This window comes from Citrobacter sp. Ce129 (assembly GCF_030334545.1).
Lineage (GTDB): Bacteria > Pseudomonadota > Gammaproteobacteria > Enterobacterales > Enterobacteriaceae > Citrobacter > Citrobacter europaeus.
Window position 1 is genome coordinate 230813 of record NZ_JAOWDS010000073.1, and the last position, 15381, is coordinate 246193.

The 15381-nt window shown below is 51.5% G+C and carries 15 protein-coding genes; 8 read left to right on the forward strand and 7 right to left on the reverse strand.

Annotation, left to right across the window (positions count from 1 at the left end):
• Positions 1-2: 2 nt before the first annotated feature.
• Genes OGV77_RS20755 through mhbT form a run of 3 tightly spaced genes read right to left on the reverse strand, consistent with a single transcriptional unit; the run spans position 3 to position 3127 of the window.
• Positions 3-704, reverse strand: a complete 702-nt coding sequence (locus tag OGV77_RS20755; protein WP_286502970.1) for a fumarylacetoacetate hydrolase family protein — start codon at positions 702-704, stop codon at positions 3-5.
• 15 nt (positions 705-719) lie between these two features.
• The gene (gene gtdA / locus OGV77_RS20760; RefSeq protein ID WP_043016948.1) at positions 720-1757 is read right to left on the reverse strand and encodes a gentisate 1,2-dioxygenase; all 1038 of its coding nucleotides are present in this window, start codon (positions 1755-1757) and stop codon (positions 720-722) included.
• A gap of 11 nt (positions 1758-1768) precedes the next feature.
• Complete coding sequence (gene mhbT / locus OGV77_RS20765) at positions 1769-3127, reverse strand: 3-hydroxybenzoate transporter MhbT (protein WP_043016949.1); 1359 nt, start codon at positions 3125-3127, stop codon at positions 1769-1771.
• 126 nt (positions 3128-3253) lie between these two features.
• Here mhbT and OGV77_RS20770 point away from each other — a divergent pair, with 126 nt between their 5' ends.
• The 8 genes from OGV77_RS20770 to preA all read left to right on the forward strand — a co-directional run bounded on the left by OGV77_RS20770 (position 3254) and on the right by preA (position 10252).
• Positions 3254-4162 carry a LysR substrate-binding domain-containing protein gene (locus OGV77_RS20770; protein ID WP_043016950.1) on the forward strand — a complete coding sequence of 303 codons (909 nt, stop codon included), beginning with the start codon at positions 3254-3256 and terminating at the stop codon, positions 4160-4162.
• A gap of 131 nt (positions 4163-4293) precedes the next feature.
• On the forward strand, positions 4294-4692 hold the full coding sequence (locus OGV77_RS20775) for a CidA/LrgA family protein (RefSeq protein ID WP_043016951.1): 399 nt from the start codon (positions 4294-4296) through the stop codon (positions 4690-4692).
• Positions 4689-5384 (forward strand): CidB/LrgB family autolysis modulator, encoded by a 696-nt coding sequence (locus OGV77_RS20780; RefSeq protein WP_043016952.1) that lies wholly within the window; start codon positions 4689-4691, stop codon positions 5382-5384. The genes OGV77_RS20775 and OGV77_RS20780 overlap by 4 nt, the downstream gene beginning before the upstream one ends.
• Before the next feature lie 148 nt (positions 5385-5532).
• On the forward strand, positions 5533-6417 hold the full coding sequence (gene cdd / locus OGV77_RS20785) for a cytidine deaminase (RefSeq protein WP_043016953.1): 885 nt from the start codon (positions 5533-5535) through the stop codon (positions 6415-6417).
• A 169-nt stretch (positions 6418-6586) separates the two neighbouring features.
• Entirely contained in the window at positions 6587-7306 is a 720-nt protein-coding gene (gene sanA, locus OGV77_RS20790) for an outer membrane permeability protein SanA (RefSeq protein WP_043016954.1), read from the forward strand.
• A gap of 2 nt (positions 7307-7308) precedes the next feature.
• Complete coding sequence (locus OGV77_RS20795; RefSeq protein WP_047409976.1) at positions 7309-7548, forward strand: DUF2542 family protein; 240 nt, start codon at positions 7309-7311, stop codon at positions 7546-7548.
• Positions 7549-7781: 233 nt separating this feature from the next.
• Positions 7782-9023: an NAD(P)-dependent oxidoreductase gene (locus OGV77_RS20800; RefSeq protein WP_087051325.1), complete on the forward strand. Its 1242-nt coding sequence runs from the start codon at positions 7782-7784 to the stop codon at positions 9021-9023.
• A complete protein-coding gene (gene preA / locus OGV77_RS20805) occupies positions 9017-10252 on the forward strand; it encodes an NAD-dependent dihydropyrimidine dehydrogenase subunit PreA (RefSeq protein ID WP_075145910.1) in 1236 nt (411 codons plus the stop codon). The genes OGV77_RS20800 and preA overlap by 7 nt, the downstream gene beginning before the upstream one ends.
• A 58-nt stretch (positions 10253-10310) precedes the next feature.
• Here preA and mglC read toward each other — a convergent pair whose 3' ends face one another.
• From mglC to galS, 4 genes are all read right to left on the reverse strand, one after another.
• A complete protein-coding gene (gene mglC, locus OGV77_RS20810; RefSeq protein WP_005129205.1) occupies positions 10311-11321 on the reverse strand; it encodes a galactose/methyl galactoside ABC transporter permease MglC in 1011 nt (336 codons plus the stop codon).
• A 15-nt stretch (positions 11322-11336) separates the two neighbouring features.
• Entirely contained in the window at positions 11337-12857 is a 1521-nt protein-coding gene (gene mglA, locus OGV77_RS20815; RefSeq protein ID WP_003027396.1) for a galactose/methyl galactoside ABC transporter ATP-binding protein MglA, read from the reverse strand.
• 71 nt (positions 12858-12928) lie between these two features.
• Entirely contained in the window at positions 12929-13927 is a 999-nt protein-coding gene (mglB, locus tag OGV77_RS20820) for a galactose/glucose ABC transporter substrate-binding protein MglB (RefSeq protein ID WP_043016958.1), read from the reverse strand.
• Positions 13928-14220: 293 nt separating this feature from the next.
• A complete protein-coding gene (galS, locus tag OGV77_RS20825) occupies positions 14221-15246 on the reverse strand; it encodes an HTH-type transcriptional regulator GalS (protein ID WP_043016959.1) in 1026 nt (341 codons plus the stop codon).
• Positions 15247-15381: the final 135 nt, after the last annotated feature.

The window sequence follows — 15381 nt, forward strand, 5'->3', positions numbered from 1 at the left end:
CCTCAGACAATCTTCACGGCGATGGGGGTTAAACCGTCTACGTTTCCGGTGATCACATCCCCTTTCACCACCGCCCCTACGCCTTCTGGAGTACCGGTGTAGATCAAATCGCCCGGCTGCAGTTCGAAAAAGCCGGACAGATAGCTAATGGTTTCATTAACGGACCAGATGAGGTGGCGAATATCGCTCCGCTGATGATCGACGCCGTTGACCTGCAGCCAGATAGGCGCATGGTTAACATCCGAGCTTTCGCAGGCTTTATGCAGCGGCGCGATGGGGGCAGAGAGATCGAACGCTTTGCCGATTTCCCACGGACGCCCCATCTGGCGCATCTCCATCTGCCTGTCGCGGCGGGTCATATCCAGACCGGTGGCATAGCCCCAGATATATTCGTGCGCTTTTTCCAGTGGTATATCGCTGCCCTTTTTACCAATCGCCACCACCAGCTCTATCTCATAGTGATAGTTATCGGTCTGCGAAGGGTATGGCAGTTCGAGGGTTTGACCGGCCGCCACCGGAACCACCGCATCGGCAGGTTTACAGAAGAAGAACGGCGGTTCGCGATCCGGATCAAAGCCCATTTCACGCGCATGAGCGGCATAGTTGCGGCCCACGCAGTACACGCGGCGTACGGGAAATTGTTCATCACTGCCAACCACCGGAACGGTAACAGGCGCTTGTGGTTCGAATACGTATTGCGTCATTTTCTCTCTCCCAAATTAATAACGTGCTTCACGGAACAACCCCAGCGCTTCCTGAACCGGTCTGTCCGAAAAACTAAATAAAACGGTATCTTCGTGGGTCCTGAACGACACGCCGTGCCAGGTTGGCACCACGAAGATATCTTTTGGTGAAAAATTGAAGGTTTCGTTGCCGATGGTGACCTGCCCGCTTCCTTCCACCACGTGGTAGATAGTGCTGTCGGTGGTACGCGCCATCCGCGAAGCAAAGCCCTTCGGCAACAGTTGCAGGAAGGTCCCCATTGAAGGCATGGGATAACCACCGGTTACCGGGTTCACGTAACGCATCTTGTAACCGTCCCACTCATCGGCGTCGCCCATGCGGGTCAGGTCATGTAGCGCTTCACGGCTGCGATCGTAGCGATAGTTGAAAATGGGCGATGAGTTACCCTTCTGATGACGCAGCGGCAGCATATTGGCCGCATAGCGCGGTAAATAATCCCCTTCTTTGCGCGTGACCGGCTGTTGATCTTCCGGGTAGTCTTCTGCAAAGCCGCAGCCCAGCAGATTCACCAGCGGCAGATCCAGACCGTCCAGCCACACCACCGGTTCGCTGCCTGGGTTGCCGTGATCGTGCCAGCGCCACTGCGGGGTCAGAATAAAATCGCCTTCATGCATCTGGGTACGCTCACCATCCACGGCGGTAAATGCCCCTTTCCCTTCGACAATAAAGCGCAGCGCAGACTGATTATGGCGGTGACTCGGCGCAACCTCGCCCGGCATGATTAACTGCAATCCCGCGTACAGCGTCGGGGTGATTGAAGACTGTCCGCGCAGCATTGGGTTTTCCAGCACCAGCACGCGGCGAATCGCCTCTTTCGCGCCAATCAGATCGCCGCTTTCCAGCAGTAGCGGACGGATCTCCTGATAGTTCCAGTACGCAGGCGCGCAATTCGCGTTCGGCGTTGACGGCACCAGACGATGCAGCGACTCCCACAACGGGGTCAGATTCTGCCCGGAAATATGCTGGTAAAACTGCTGACGGCTGTTCTTAACATCCTGATTCAGTTCAGACATAGGGATTCTCCTTATTCATTCACAACACTTGCACGTGGCAGAGTATTTGAGGCAGAGGCCGACTGGCGGATAACAACCGTCAGCAGGGCTAGCATCACCGCGCTGATGGCCGCCGGAACGGCGATAATGAAAAACAGGTTATCGAATGAGAAATTCATCGCCATCATCACGCCGCCGGATAGCGAGCCGACAATCGCGCCGCAGCGGCCAATCGCATTAGACCAGCTGACGCCCGTCGCCCGACTCTGCGTCGGATAAAGCGTGGCGGTTAACGCATTGAGGCCCACCTGAGAACCACTGATACCAATGCCGGTGCCAAAAATGGCCAGCGCCATCAGCCACAAGCCGTTTTCGCTCAGGCCAATCATGACAATACACACCGCACCCAGCGCATAGCTCACAGCCAGCACGCGGAAAGGGTTGTATTTATCCATCAGCACTCCCAGCGCCAGCGCGCCGAGCGTACCGCCAATCTGGAAGGCGGCGGTCACCCATGAGGCATGCTGCAGGTCTATTCCGCGATGGTTTAACAGCGTCGGCATCCAACTGGAGAGCAGATAAATAATCAGCAAGCTCATAAAGAACACCACCCATAACATCAGGGTAATGGGTAGCTGTCGCCCGACGAACAGCTGGCGAATGCTGCCTTTAGCAATCGCGGTGCCCTCGTTGAGATAAAATTGGGTATTGTCATAACGTTCCCGGGTGATGGCGCTAACGGTTCTGGCAATCACGTTTTGCGGCAACTGACGACGAACCTGCCAGCGTGGGGATTCCGGTAAGGCAAACAACAGGGCCACAAACAGCATCAGCGGTAGAACGCCTCCCAGCACCAGGATGCCGTGCCAGCCAATGACCGGCACCAGCTGCGCGCTGACAATCCCGCCCATCGCCGACCCCAGGGTAAATCCACAGAACATCATGGTAACCAGCGCGCCGCGCCGACGCGCTGGCAGGTATTCTGACGTCATGGTGATGGTATTTGGCATCGCGCCGCCCAGACCTAATCCGGTAAGGAAGCGCAAAATGACCAGCGTTTGTAGGTCGGGAGAAAAAGCCGATAAAAGGCTCAATGCGCCGAACAGCGCCACGCAGAGTTCTATCACGCGTTTGCGACCAAAACGATCGGACAGCGGACCGCAGAGCAGTGCGCCAGCGGTCAGACCCAGCAGGCCCGCGCCAAACAGCGGCGCCAAATCGCCGGCAGTCAGTTGCCAATGAGTGCGAATGTCGGGTGCGATAAAACCAATCGCCGCGGTATCAAAACCATCGAGCATGACGACCAGAAAACAACAGATGATAACGCGCCACTGGGTCTTGCCGACGGGGGCGGAATCGATCAGTGCTTGTAGATCACGTTGGTGAGTCATAGTGAATGCCTCAGTGCAGGTAGAGTAGATGTCTGTTTTGTTTTAGGTATGTTGCGACTTTGTATGTTTGGAGATGAAATGTACAATGGCTTTTCATGCAGAGGCATAACCTGGAGGTTATAGCAAATGGCTAACTGGGCGCAGAAACTGAAGTTGCACCACCTGCAAACGCTTATCGCGCTGGGCGAACAGGGGAATTTGACTCACGTTGCCCGGATGATGAATATCACCCAGCCAGCGTTGTCAAAATGGTTATCACAGCTCGAAGATGAGATTGGCATCACGCTCTTTGAACGTCACAGCAAAGGCTTGCGTCCTTCCGAAGGCGGTAAACTGCTACTTCAGCATGCCCAACGCCTGATCAATGATATGGAACGTTCGCAGTATGAAATCGCCCGTTTTAAGCAAGGCGGCCTGGTAGGGAGCCTGAAGATTGGTTGCTCGCCGGTGGCGACCGACTGCGTTTCACAGGCGATACTGGGTTTACTCACAGAACTGCCCACCCTGCATCTTAATATTGAAGAAAAGGTGATGACCCCGCTGCTGCACGATCTGCTTGCGGGTTCGGTGGATGTCGTCGTCGGTCGCGTCGGCGGCCGGGCGCTTCAGTTGCCGCTCAATTATCAGGTGCTGTATACCGAGCCGGTCTGCTTCGTCGCACGTCCCGACCATCCGCTGGCAAAATATCCCCTACTCACCTGGCACGATCTGGCTAACTGGCGCTGGATTGTCTGGCCGACGGGAACGCCCATCCGGATAAGCATTGATAACGCGCTAGTAGATAACGGCGTCATGCTGCCGGAAAACATCATTGAATCGGCGTCGATCAACGTCAGCACCAACCTGCTGCAAAGTAGCGACATGATCTCTATTCTTTCTCTACGCCTGGCGCAGCGTTATGCCGCCCAGGGACAGTTGGCTATTCTGAATCTGCCGAAAATTGAACAAAAAGGCAGCGTAGGCGTATTCTGGCGCAACAATGAAACGCCCACTACCGCTTTGAATCGTTTTCTGTATTACCTGGCACAGGTTTAGCGTAGATAGTTAGGGCCATCGCCCGATGTTCCAGATATCTATTTCCTCTATGCTTAGAATTCATGATGTGATCGGTAGCACGTTTTGAAGTTTAATTGTATGATGAATCAGTCTCGTCAAGGGTTTCAACTATGAGCAAAGCACTGAACACTATCTGGCAATATTTGCGCGCATTCGTCCTGATTTATGCCTGCCTCTATGCAGGTATTTTTCTTGCGTCACTACTTCCTATCACCATTCCGGGCAGCATTATCGGCATGCTGATTCTGTTTGTTTTACTGGCTTTGCAGGTGTTACCAGCAAAATGGGTTAACCCTGGCTGCTACGTGCTGATTCGTTATATGGCCCTGCTGTTTGTCCCAATTGGCGTTGGGATCATGCAGTACTTTGATCTGCTCCGCGCACAATTTGGTCCGGTGGTGGTGTCCTGCACCATCAGTACGCTGGTCGTTTTCCTGGTGGTGAGCTGGAGTTCGCACATTGTGCACGGTGAGCGCAAAATCGTTGGGCAAAAAGGGTCTAAAGAATGATGTCGTATATATGGTGGTCGTTACCTCTGACGCTGGCGGTATTTTTCGGCGCACGTAAGCTGGCTGCACGATTTAAAATGCCGCTATTGAACCCGCTGCTGGTCGCCATGGTGGTGATTATTCCCATTCTGCTGCTGACCGGTATTCCCTACGATCATTATTTCAAAGGCAGTGAGGTGCTGAACGATTTGTTGCAACCTGCCGTGGTCGCGCTGGCCTATCCGTTATATGAACAGTTGCACCAGATCCGCGCCCGCTGGAAATCAATCATCGCTATCTGTTTTGTGGGAAGCATCGTGGCGATGGTTACGGGGACAACAGTCGCCCTGTTAATGGGCGCATCGCCGCAAATTGCCGCGTCTATCATGCCGAAATCGGTCACTACGCCTATCGCTATGGCGGTGGGAGGCAGTATTGGCGGTATTCCGGCTATCAGCGCCGTTTGCGTCATTTTTGTCGGTATCCTCGGAGCTGTGTTTGGACATACGTTGCTTAATGCGATGCGTATTCGCACCAAAGCCGCACGTGGGCTGGCAATGGGCACTGCTTCGCATGCCCTCGGCACCGCTCGCTGTGCGGAGCTGGACTACCAGGAAGGCGCGTTTGGCTCTCTGGCGCTGGTTATTTGCGGGATTATCACCTCGTTAGTCGCCCCATTCCTGTTCCCGATTATTCTGGCGGTGGTCGGTTAACCTTCATTTTTTGGTAATTTATTTGCGATGCGTTGCACATTTTTCATTTAAGTTTCATAAGTTGCACACGCAATGAGATTTGGATCACATATAAAGCCGTAACAGGCCCGTAAACTACGATTCCATTACATTGTTATGAGGCATCGCCATGCATCCACGTTTTCAAACTGCTTTTGCCCAACTCGCGGATAACTTGCAATCAGCCCTGGCGCCTGTTCTGGCGGATGTGCATTTCCCCGCCATGCTGACTGCTGAGCAGGTCTCTTTGCTGAAACGCGAATCGGGACTGGACGAAGACGCGCTGGCATTCGCTCTGCTGCCGCTGGCTGCGGCCTGCGCGCGTACCCCGCTGTCCAATTTCAACGTTGGGGCAATTTCTCGCGGCATCAGCGGTAACTGGTACTTCGGTGGGAACATGGAGTTCCTGGGCGCGACCATGCAGCAAACCGTTCATGCCGAGCAAAGCGCCATCAGCCACGCCTGGTTGCGCGGTGAAAAAGGGCTCGCCGCCATCACCGTCAACTACACGCCGTGCGGACACTGTCGCCAGTTTATGAACGAACTGAACAGCGGACTGGACTTACGCATTCATCTGCCGGGGCGTGCGCCGCACGTGCTGCGCGATTACCTGCCAGATGCCTTCGGACCGAAAGATCTGGAGATCAAAACGCTGCTGATGGACGATCAGGATCACGGCTTCGCGCTGCAGGGCGATGCGTTGACCCAGGCGGCAATTACCGCCGCCAACAGATGCCATATGCCGTACAGCAAATCCCCAAGCGGCGTTGCGCTGGAATGCAAAGATGGTCGAATTTTTAGCGGCAGCTATGCTGAGAACGCCGCCTTCAATCCGACCCTGCCGCCGCTGCAGGGCGCGTTAAACCTGTTGAATTTGAACGGTTATGACTACCCGGACATCCAACGCGCCGTGCTGGCTGAAAAAGCCGATGCGCCGTTGATTCAGTGGGATGCGACCTCCGCCACCCTGAAAGCGTTAGGCTGCGATAATATTGAGCGCGTTTTGTTAGCGTAAAAATTCGTACTGCAGGGCGGATCGGCCAATATCGCCGTCCGGCCTGCAAGACGACCATTCAATATGACCGTTTTGCTGAAAATCCCCTCAATCAGATTGCTGTTTCTTGCGCTACGTCTTCCGGTACAGTAGCCTGATTGAAATTCCATCCAAATAACGAGTTTTCTGCATGTTAAAGCGCGTGTTTTACAGCCTGTTAGTCCTGGTAGGCTTGCTGCTTTTGACTGTGCTTGGACTCGACCGCTGGATGAGCTGGAAGACAGCCCCCTACATCTACGACGAACTGCAGGATTTACCCTACCGCCAGGTTGGTGTGGTTCTGGGCACGGCGAAGTATTACCGTACCGGCGTCATCAATCAGTATTATCGCTACCGCATTCAGGGCGCATTGAACGCCTATAACAGCGGGAAGGTAAACTATCTGCTGTTAAGCGGCGACAACGCGCAGCAAAACTATAACGAACCCATGACGATGCGTAAGGATCTTATTGCCGCAGGCGTCGATCCAGCAGACATCGTGCTTGATTACGCCGGGTTCCGGACGCTTGACTCCATCGTGCGTACCCGCAAAGTGTTCGATACCAACGATTTCATCATTATTACCCAGCGCTTCCACTGCGAGCGTGCCTTGTTTATTGCGCTGCATATGGGTATCCAGGCTCAGTGCTACGCCGTACCTTCGCCAAAGGATATGCTCACCGTGCGGGTACGTGAATTTGGCGCCCGTTTTGGCGCACTTGCCGATCTCTACATTTTTAAACGTGAACCCCGCTTTTTAGGCCCATTGGTGCCTATCCCTACCATGCATCAGGTACCGGACGACGCACAGGGATATCCGGCGGTTACGCCTGAACAACTGCTCGAATTACAAAAGAAACAAGGAAAATAAGCATGGATGTACAAACCCTTTTCGTCGTGTTGGCCTTTCTGCTCATTCCCGTATTTTGTTTTCGCGAAGCCTGGAAAGGCTGGCGCTCCGGGGCCGTAGATAAAATTAAGAAGAATGCGCGCGAACCGGTCTACGCTTATCGCCATGAAGAGCCCCTGCAATTTTGGTCTTATGTACTGGTTTATGCCGGATGCGGATGTTTATCCTTCGGTATGGTTATTTACTTAGTTTTTTATCGTTAAGGATATTGCCTTTATATTAGCATTTGAGAATAGCTAATATTTTGATAATAGTTACCATTTCAATATAAGGGATTAATGCTGTCCCCCAGCATTTCCCTCAAACTATCTTCTATTTGTGAATTCTTTCACAGAATACTCTTCCTGCAGTGCTTAGCCTTAAGAATAGCCTTTCACTTTTTATATTTTGTTATTAACGGTTTGCCTTAATTTACTCAAGCATTAAGGAAGAAAATATGCCACTACAAAATTATCTGGATGAGCTCACGCCTGGTTTTACTCCATTATTAGCAATAAAAGAGGCTTCCCGCTGTTTATTATGTCACGATGCTCCCTGTAGTCAGGATTGCCCGGCGCAAACCGACCCGGGGAAATTTATTCGCTCCATTTATTTTCGTAATTTTAAAGGCGCCGCCGAAACTATCCGCGAAAATAATGCGCTCGGTGCGGTGTGCGCCCGGGTTTGCCCGACAGAAAAATTATGCCAGCGCGGATGCACGCGCTCAGGAATTGATAAGCCTATTGATATTGCTCGTCTGCAGCGTTTTATTACCGATTTTGAACAGCAGACTGCAATGAAAATCTATCAGCCCGCAACAAAAACGTTGGGTAAGGTCGCCGTCATCGGTGCGGGGCCGGCAGGGTTACAGGCCAGCGTAACGCTGAGCAATCTGGGTTATGACGTCACCATCTTCGAAAAACAGGCCCAGCCAGGCGGCTGGTTGCGCCATGGCATTCCAGAGTTTCGTCTGCCGCACTCGGTTTTGGATCATGAAATTGCCCGTATCGTTGAAATGGGCGTGACTATCAAGTGCAATTGTGAAGTCGGCAATGCCCTTTCCGTTGAGCAACTCAAAGCAGAATATCGCGCCGTACTGGTTACCGTAGGCATGTCTTACGGTTCCACATTACCCATGTTTGACCATGCGGAAAACGTCGAAATTGCCGTCGATTTTCTGCAACGGGCCCGGCAAGCCAGCGGTGATATTACCGTCGCGCAAAGTGCATTAATCATCGGTGGCGGCGACGTGGCGATGGATGTCGCCAGTACATTGAAGCTGCTGGGTTGCCCATCAGTTACCTGCGTCGCGCGTGAAGAACTGGCCGACTTCCCGGCCAGCGACAAAGAATTCAGCAGCACTCAGGCATTAGGGGTATCGATTATTGACGGTTTCACGCCGGTAGCGGTTAGCGGAAATCGCGTCACCTTTAAGCACGTAAGCCTGCCGGGCGAACTCACGCTTGAAGCCGAACACATTATTCTCGCCGTCGGCCAACATGCTCAGCTAGCTAATTTCGCCGCGTTAAAGCCACAGCGTAATCTTATTGATACGCAAAACTACCAAACCGCCGATCCGGTCCTGTTTGCTGCGGGCGATATTGTTGAAGGCGATAAAACGGTGGTTTACGCCGTGAAAACCGGTAAGGAAGCCGCTCAGGCCATTCATCACTATTTAGAGGGAGCTTGCTCATGTTAACGAAAGATCTTTCTATTACTTTTTGCGGCGTCAAATTCCCCAACCCATTCTGCCTCTCTTCCTCGCCGGTAGGCAACTGTTATGAAATGTGCGCCAAAGCCTATGATAGCGGCTGGGGCGGTATTGTTTTTAAAACGATCGGTTTCTTTATTGCGAATGAAGTCTCCCCACGTTTTGATCATCTCACCAAAGAAGATACTGGCTTCATTGGCTTCAAAAACATGGAGCAAATTGCCGAGCATCCGCTGGAAGAGAATCTGGCCGCGATCCGCCGACTGAAACAGGACTACCCTGACAAGGTCCTGATTGCGTCGATCATGGGAGAAAATGAGCAGCAATGGCAGGAACTGGCCCGTCTGGTTGAAGAAGCGGGTGCAGATATGATCGAGTGTAACTTCTCGTGCCCGCAAATGACCTCACATGCCATGGGCAGCGATGTGGGGCAAAGCCCTGAGCTGGTTGAAAAATACTGTCGGGCGGTTAAACGCGGCTCTACCCTGCCAATGCTGGCTAAAATGACGCCAAATATTGGTGATATGTGCGAGGTGGCGCTGGCGGCAAAACGCGGAGGTGCCGACGGTATCGCGACCATCAATACGGTTAAATCCATCACCAATATCGACCTGAAGCGGAAGATCGGGATGCCGGTCGTCAATGGTAAATCCAGCATTTCCGGCTACTCCGGCAAGGCCGTTAAACCTATCGCCCTGCGTTTTATCCAACAACTGCGCATGCACCCTGAACTGCGAGATTTCCCAATTAGCGGCATCGGGGGAATTGAAACCTGGGAGGATGCCGCTGAGTTTTTACTGTTAGGCGCGGCCACGCTGCAGGTGACCACCGCGATCATGCAATATGGATATCGGATTGTGGAGGATATGAGCAGCGGATTGTCACATTACCTCGCCGATCAAGGGTTTGAGTCACTGGAGGAGATGGTGGGTCTGGCCAATGCCAATATCATCCCCGCTGAGGAACTTGATCGTAGCTACATCGTCTATCCGAACATCCATCTTGATAAATGCGTTGGTTGTGGGCGCTGCTACATCTCCTGCTATGACGGTGGGCATCAGGCGATGGAATGGAATGAGGAAACCCGCACGCCGCACTGCGACACGGAAAAATGTGTGGGATGCTTGTTGTGCGGTCACGTTTGCCCGGTTGCCTGTATTGATCTGGGCGAGGTGAAATTTAAAACCGGAGAGAAAGAACATGCGTTAACGCTGTAACGCTGATAAGAAAAGCCCGGTACAGATTGCGCTGTGCCGGGCTTTTTGCGTTGTACGTTTACTTCTTACGCGCGTACTTCAGTGAGTCCAGCGCCACAGCGAAGATAATAATGCCGCCCTTGATAATATACTGCCAGTATGGGTTCACGCCGATGTAGGTCAGACCATAGTTGATAACGGTGAAGATAATCACACCGGTCACCACGCCAAACACGGTCCCTACCCCGCCGCTGAACGACACGCCGCCAACCACGCACGCCGCAATCGCATCCAGTTCATACATAAAGCCGAGGTTGTTGGTCGCCGAGCCGATACGCCCGGCTTCGAGCAAACCACCGAAGGCATAGAACACGCCAGACAAGGCATAGATAATCAGCAGGTTCAGCGCAACGTTTACCCCGGACACTTTCGCAGCTTCCGGGTTTCCGCCGATGGCGAAAATGTTTTTACCGAAGCGGGTCTTGTTCCACAGCACCCACACAAAGGCTACGGCAATCAACGCGTAGAAGGTGATGTAGGAGAGTCGGAAACTGCCTAGCGCAATAAAGCCCTGCGCAAAGGTTGAGAATCCGCTGTCAAAGCCAGAAATTGGCGATGCGCCGACGAAGTCGTAGTACAGGGAGTTGATCCCGTAAACGATAATCATCGTACCCAGAGTGGTAATAAACGGCGTCACGTTCAGATAAGCAATGATAATGCCGTTCACCAGACCGATAACGGCACCAATCACGCAGACAATCAGCACCACTACGATGATTGGCATCGTAGCCATCTCAGGAAACACCTTATTAGCGTTCTCCATTGATTGCAGCAAGGTTGCCGCCACGACCGCCGCCAGGCCGACCTGACGTCCCGCAGACAGGTCGGTCCCCTGGGTAACGATCAGCCCGGCCACACCCAATGCGATAATAATACGCACCGAGGATTGCGTCAGAATATTACTCAGGTTCAGTAAGCTTAAGAAAGTGGGATCCTGGAAAATAATAATTGCCAGCAAAACTAAAAGAACAACGTAAATTCCGCCTTCTTTCAGGTAAGTAAGAAAACTTTTCTTATTTAACGCACTCATAAGGAGCCCCTAATCTTAAAGGTGCAAAGACGCAAGACGGAGGATTTCGTTTTGCGTTGTAGTTTTAGTGTCAACAATTCCGGCAACGAGACCATTGCTCATCACCAGAATACGATCGGTAATTCCCAGCAGCTCCGGCATTTCAGAGGAAATAATAATAATCCCCTTATCCTTTTTCGCGAGTTCGGCAATCAACTGATAAATTTCAAATTTCGCGCCAACATCAATACCACGCGTGGGTTCATCCAGCATCAGAATTTCTGGCTGGGTTAATAACCAGCGGCCAATAACGACCTTTTGTTGATTACCGCCGGATAGTGAACCGATTTGTGTACGATGGCCCGGCGTTTTCACCCTCATTGAGTCAATAACCCACTGGGTATCGCTCTTCATGCGGGAATTATCCAGCAGACCAACTTTATTTTTATAATTTTGGATATTGGAAATTAACGAGTTAAAACCAATATCCAGATACGCATAAATACCGGTTGAGCGGCGCTCTTCCGTGACCAGCGCAAAACCGTGGTTGATGGCTTCATTTGCGCTGTGGTTATTAATCTTTTTGCCGTGGAGCGTAATCGTACCCGATGATTTCTCACGAATACCAAAAAGCGTTTCAACGATATCAGTACGTTTTGCGCCCACCAGACCGGCAATCCCGAGAATTTCCCCTTTGTGCAAATCAAACGAGATATCACGAATCGACGGCTGACGCAGCGAAGTCAGGTTACGCACTTGCAGAATAACTTCACCGGGTTTGTTCTCTTTATCCGGAAAACGTTGGTTAAGTGAACGCCCAACCATCATGGCGATAATCTTATCCATATCCAGCCCTTCCAGTGGCTGAGTCGCTATCCACTGGCCGTCGCGCAGCACGGTAATTTCATCACACAGCTGGAAGATTTCCTCCATCTTGTGCGAAATATAAACAATGCCGCATCCACGCTCTTTCAGCTTACGGATGATGGTGAACAGATGGTTAACTTCTTTCTCGGTTAGCGATGAAGTCGGCTCATCCATGATGACGATTTTGGCGTCATAGGAGAATGCTTTCGCAATTTCAATCATCTGCATTTGTGAAACGGATAATGTGCCAACGCGCGCGCGCGGATCGATATCAATATCCAGTTCATCGAATATCGCTTTGGTATCGCGGTACATTTTTTCCTGATCGACAAACATGCCTTTGGTGGGATAGCGTCCCAACCACATGTTATCCATCACAGAACGTTGTAATACCAGGTTTAATTCCTGGTGGACCATCGAAATACCATTCTCAAGCGCTTCTTTAGCAGAATGAAAATCGATTTCTTTACCCTGAAATAAAATACTGCCGGAATCTTTTTGATAGATGCCGAAAAGGCATTTCAATAATGTGGATTTCCCCGCGCCATTCTCGCCCATTAAGGCATGAATCGAATGCGGGCGGACTTTTAAATTGACATTATCAAGAGCCTTAACGCCGGGGAAGGACTTGTTGATGCCGGTCATTTCCAACAAGTATTCGCCTGACGACTGAGTATGTGTGCTGACCATAATTATACCTTGTTGGCCTTGCAGAGTGCATAATTAAGGGCGCAATGAAATTGCGCCCACATACGGAGTATTTATTTGTTGGTAAACTCTGCCAGATTATCTTTATCGACACCTACGTACGGAACGCGAACAATCTTGTTCTCAATTTTCCAGTTGGTGCCATCAGCTGCACCTTTGCCGTCAGCCAGATTTCTCGCCAGATCGAAGGTGGCTTTCGCCTGATTGTTGGCATCGTTCAGCACGGTACCGGCCATTGCGCCAGACTTCACCAACGCCAGTGCTTCAGGCAGCGCATCCACACCAAATACCGGTACGCTGGTTTTATTGTGTGCTTTCAGCGCTTCAACTGCGCCCATTGCCATCGCATCGTTGTTGGCGATAACCACTTCAATTTTGTTCGCGTTTGGACCGGACATCCACGCATCCATCTTATCTTTCGCCTGAGCGGTATCCCACATTGCAGTATCTAACTGCAACTGCTCAGTTTTAATGCCTTTGTCGTTCAGCTCTTTAATCACGTAAGTGGTACGCGCTTCAGCATCCGGGTGTCCCGGTTCGCCTTTCAGCAGAACAAACTGAATTTTGCCGTCTTTGTTCAGGTCCCAGTTCGGGTTTGCAGCCCAGTGTTTGGCAATCAAATCACCCTGAATAATACCGGATTCTTTAGAGTCGGTACCGACGTAATACGCTTTGTCATAGCTGTCCAGCGCCTTACGAGAAGGTTCTTTGTTGAAGAACACGATCGGTACGTTCTGTCCGCGTGCTTTTTCAATGACCGTGCCTGCTGCTGCCGGGTCAACCAGGTTAATCGCCAGTGCTTTCACGCCTTTTGCCAGCAGCACGTCGATCTGATCGTTTTGTTTGGACTGGTCGTTCTGCGAGTCATTCATCAGCAACTGGACATCTGGCGCCGCTTTAGCATCTTTTTCGATAGCCTTACGTACTACAGACATAAAGTTATCATCATACTTATAGATAGTTACACCAATGCGGGTATCAGCAGCGTGCGCAGCCGCGCCGAATAACATGCTTGCCATTACAGCAGACAGGGTCAACACCTTCTTATTCATGGTATCTCCGGTTTTATTATGCAGGGTAGTACTTGAGATAAATGCTCGGCAGGCAGAACGTTACTGAAGTGTTACTGAACGCCGAAGCTCACTTTTAAAAAATATTTCTTCCGTGTCTGGCAACGCTCCAAAAACAGGCTTTAATTTTTGTTTAAGGCACCTATACCTCGATGAAAGTGATTATTCACCGTTACATAGTAGTTACAGCGCAACAAACAGTGTCATCATAGCTATCGCATTGTTAATATACTGTGAATTTACTCACATATTGAAAGCGGTTACATCGCGCAACGTTATGAGTTAGTGATCGGTGCCGCATTCTGCCGCAGCGCCACCGAATGGCGACGCACCAGCGTCGGCATAAAGCAATGCGTCGCCTGCGGATCCAATGTGCCTGCCGCGCCCTGCAGCGCGAGCTCCGTCGCCATTTTTGCCATTGAGGCAATGGGATAGCGCACAGTGGTCAGCTGCGGATCGGTGTAACGCGCGATGGGAATATCATCGAAGCCAATGATAGAAAGGTGTAATGGAATAGCGATGCCGTTATCTTTTAGCGCAGTCAGCGCGCCGGCAGCCATATTATCGTTGTAGGCGAAGACCGCCGTCAGTTGTAAGTTACGTCCCAACAGTTCCACCATCGCGGACTCTCCGCCCTGCATATCGGGCGAACCGGTGCCGACCCAGCTTTCTGCCGCAACAATCTCCTGCTCTTTTAGGGCTGTTAACCACCCTTCTTTACGCATTGCATCATCTTCAATGCGATGGCTTGATGCCAGATAACCGATGCGTTGGTGACCATTATTCAGCAGCATTCGGGTCGCCATTTTAGCCCCACTGATGTTATCCAGGCAGACGCAACGGTGAGCGTAGCCTGGCACCAGGCGATTGATCAGCACCATGCCGGGGATCTGATCCATAAACTCGGCCAGCTCCCGATCGCTCAATGCTTTAGAGTGAACAATCAGTGCGTTACAGCGCTGGCGAATCAACACCTCAATGGCATGACGTTCTTTTTCCGCCTCATGATAGCTGTTGCCAATCAGGACGTACTTCTGATGTTGCTGGGCAACCATATCCACGGCTTTTACCAGCGCGCCAAAAAACGCATCTGATACATCCATGACCACAACGCCAATGGTGTCGCTTACCTGCGTCGCCAGCGCTTGCGCGTTGGCATTAGGTCGATAGCCCAATTGCGTGACGGCTTTCATTACCGCTTCACGCGTATCGGGACTTACCAGCGCACTGTTGTTTAATACGCGAGAAACGGTCGCTACAGAAACGCCAGACTGTCGTGCCACATCACGGATGGTTACCATATTCACTGCCCTGTTTTAGATTGTGGTTACCCACAGACGCCCCAGGTTGGGTATTTTGTCAGCACAATGAAACGGACTGCGTGAGTGGTGTCACAGGAATGAAAGCGCTTACATCCATTTTGTTAATGAATGTGA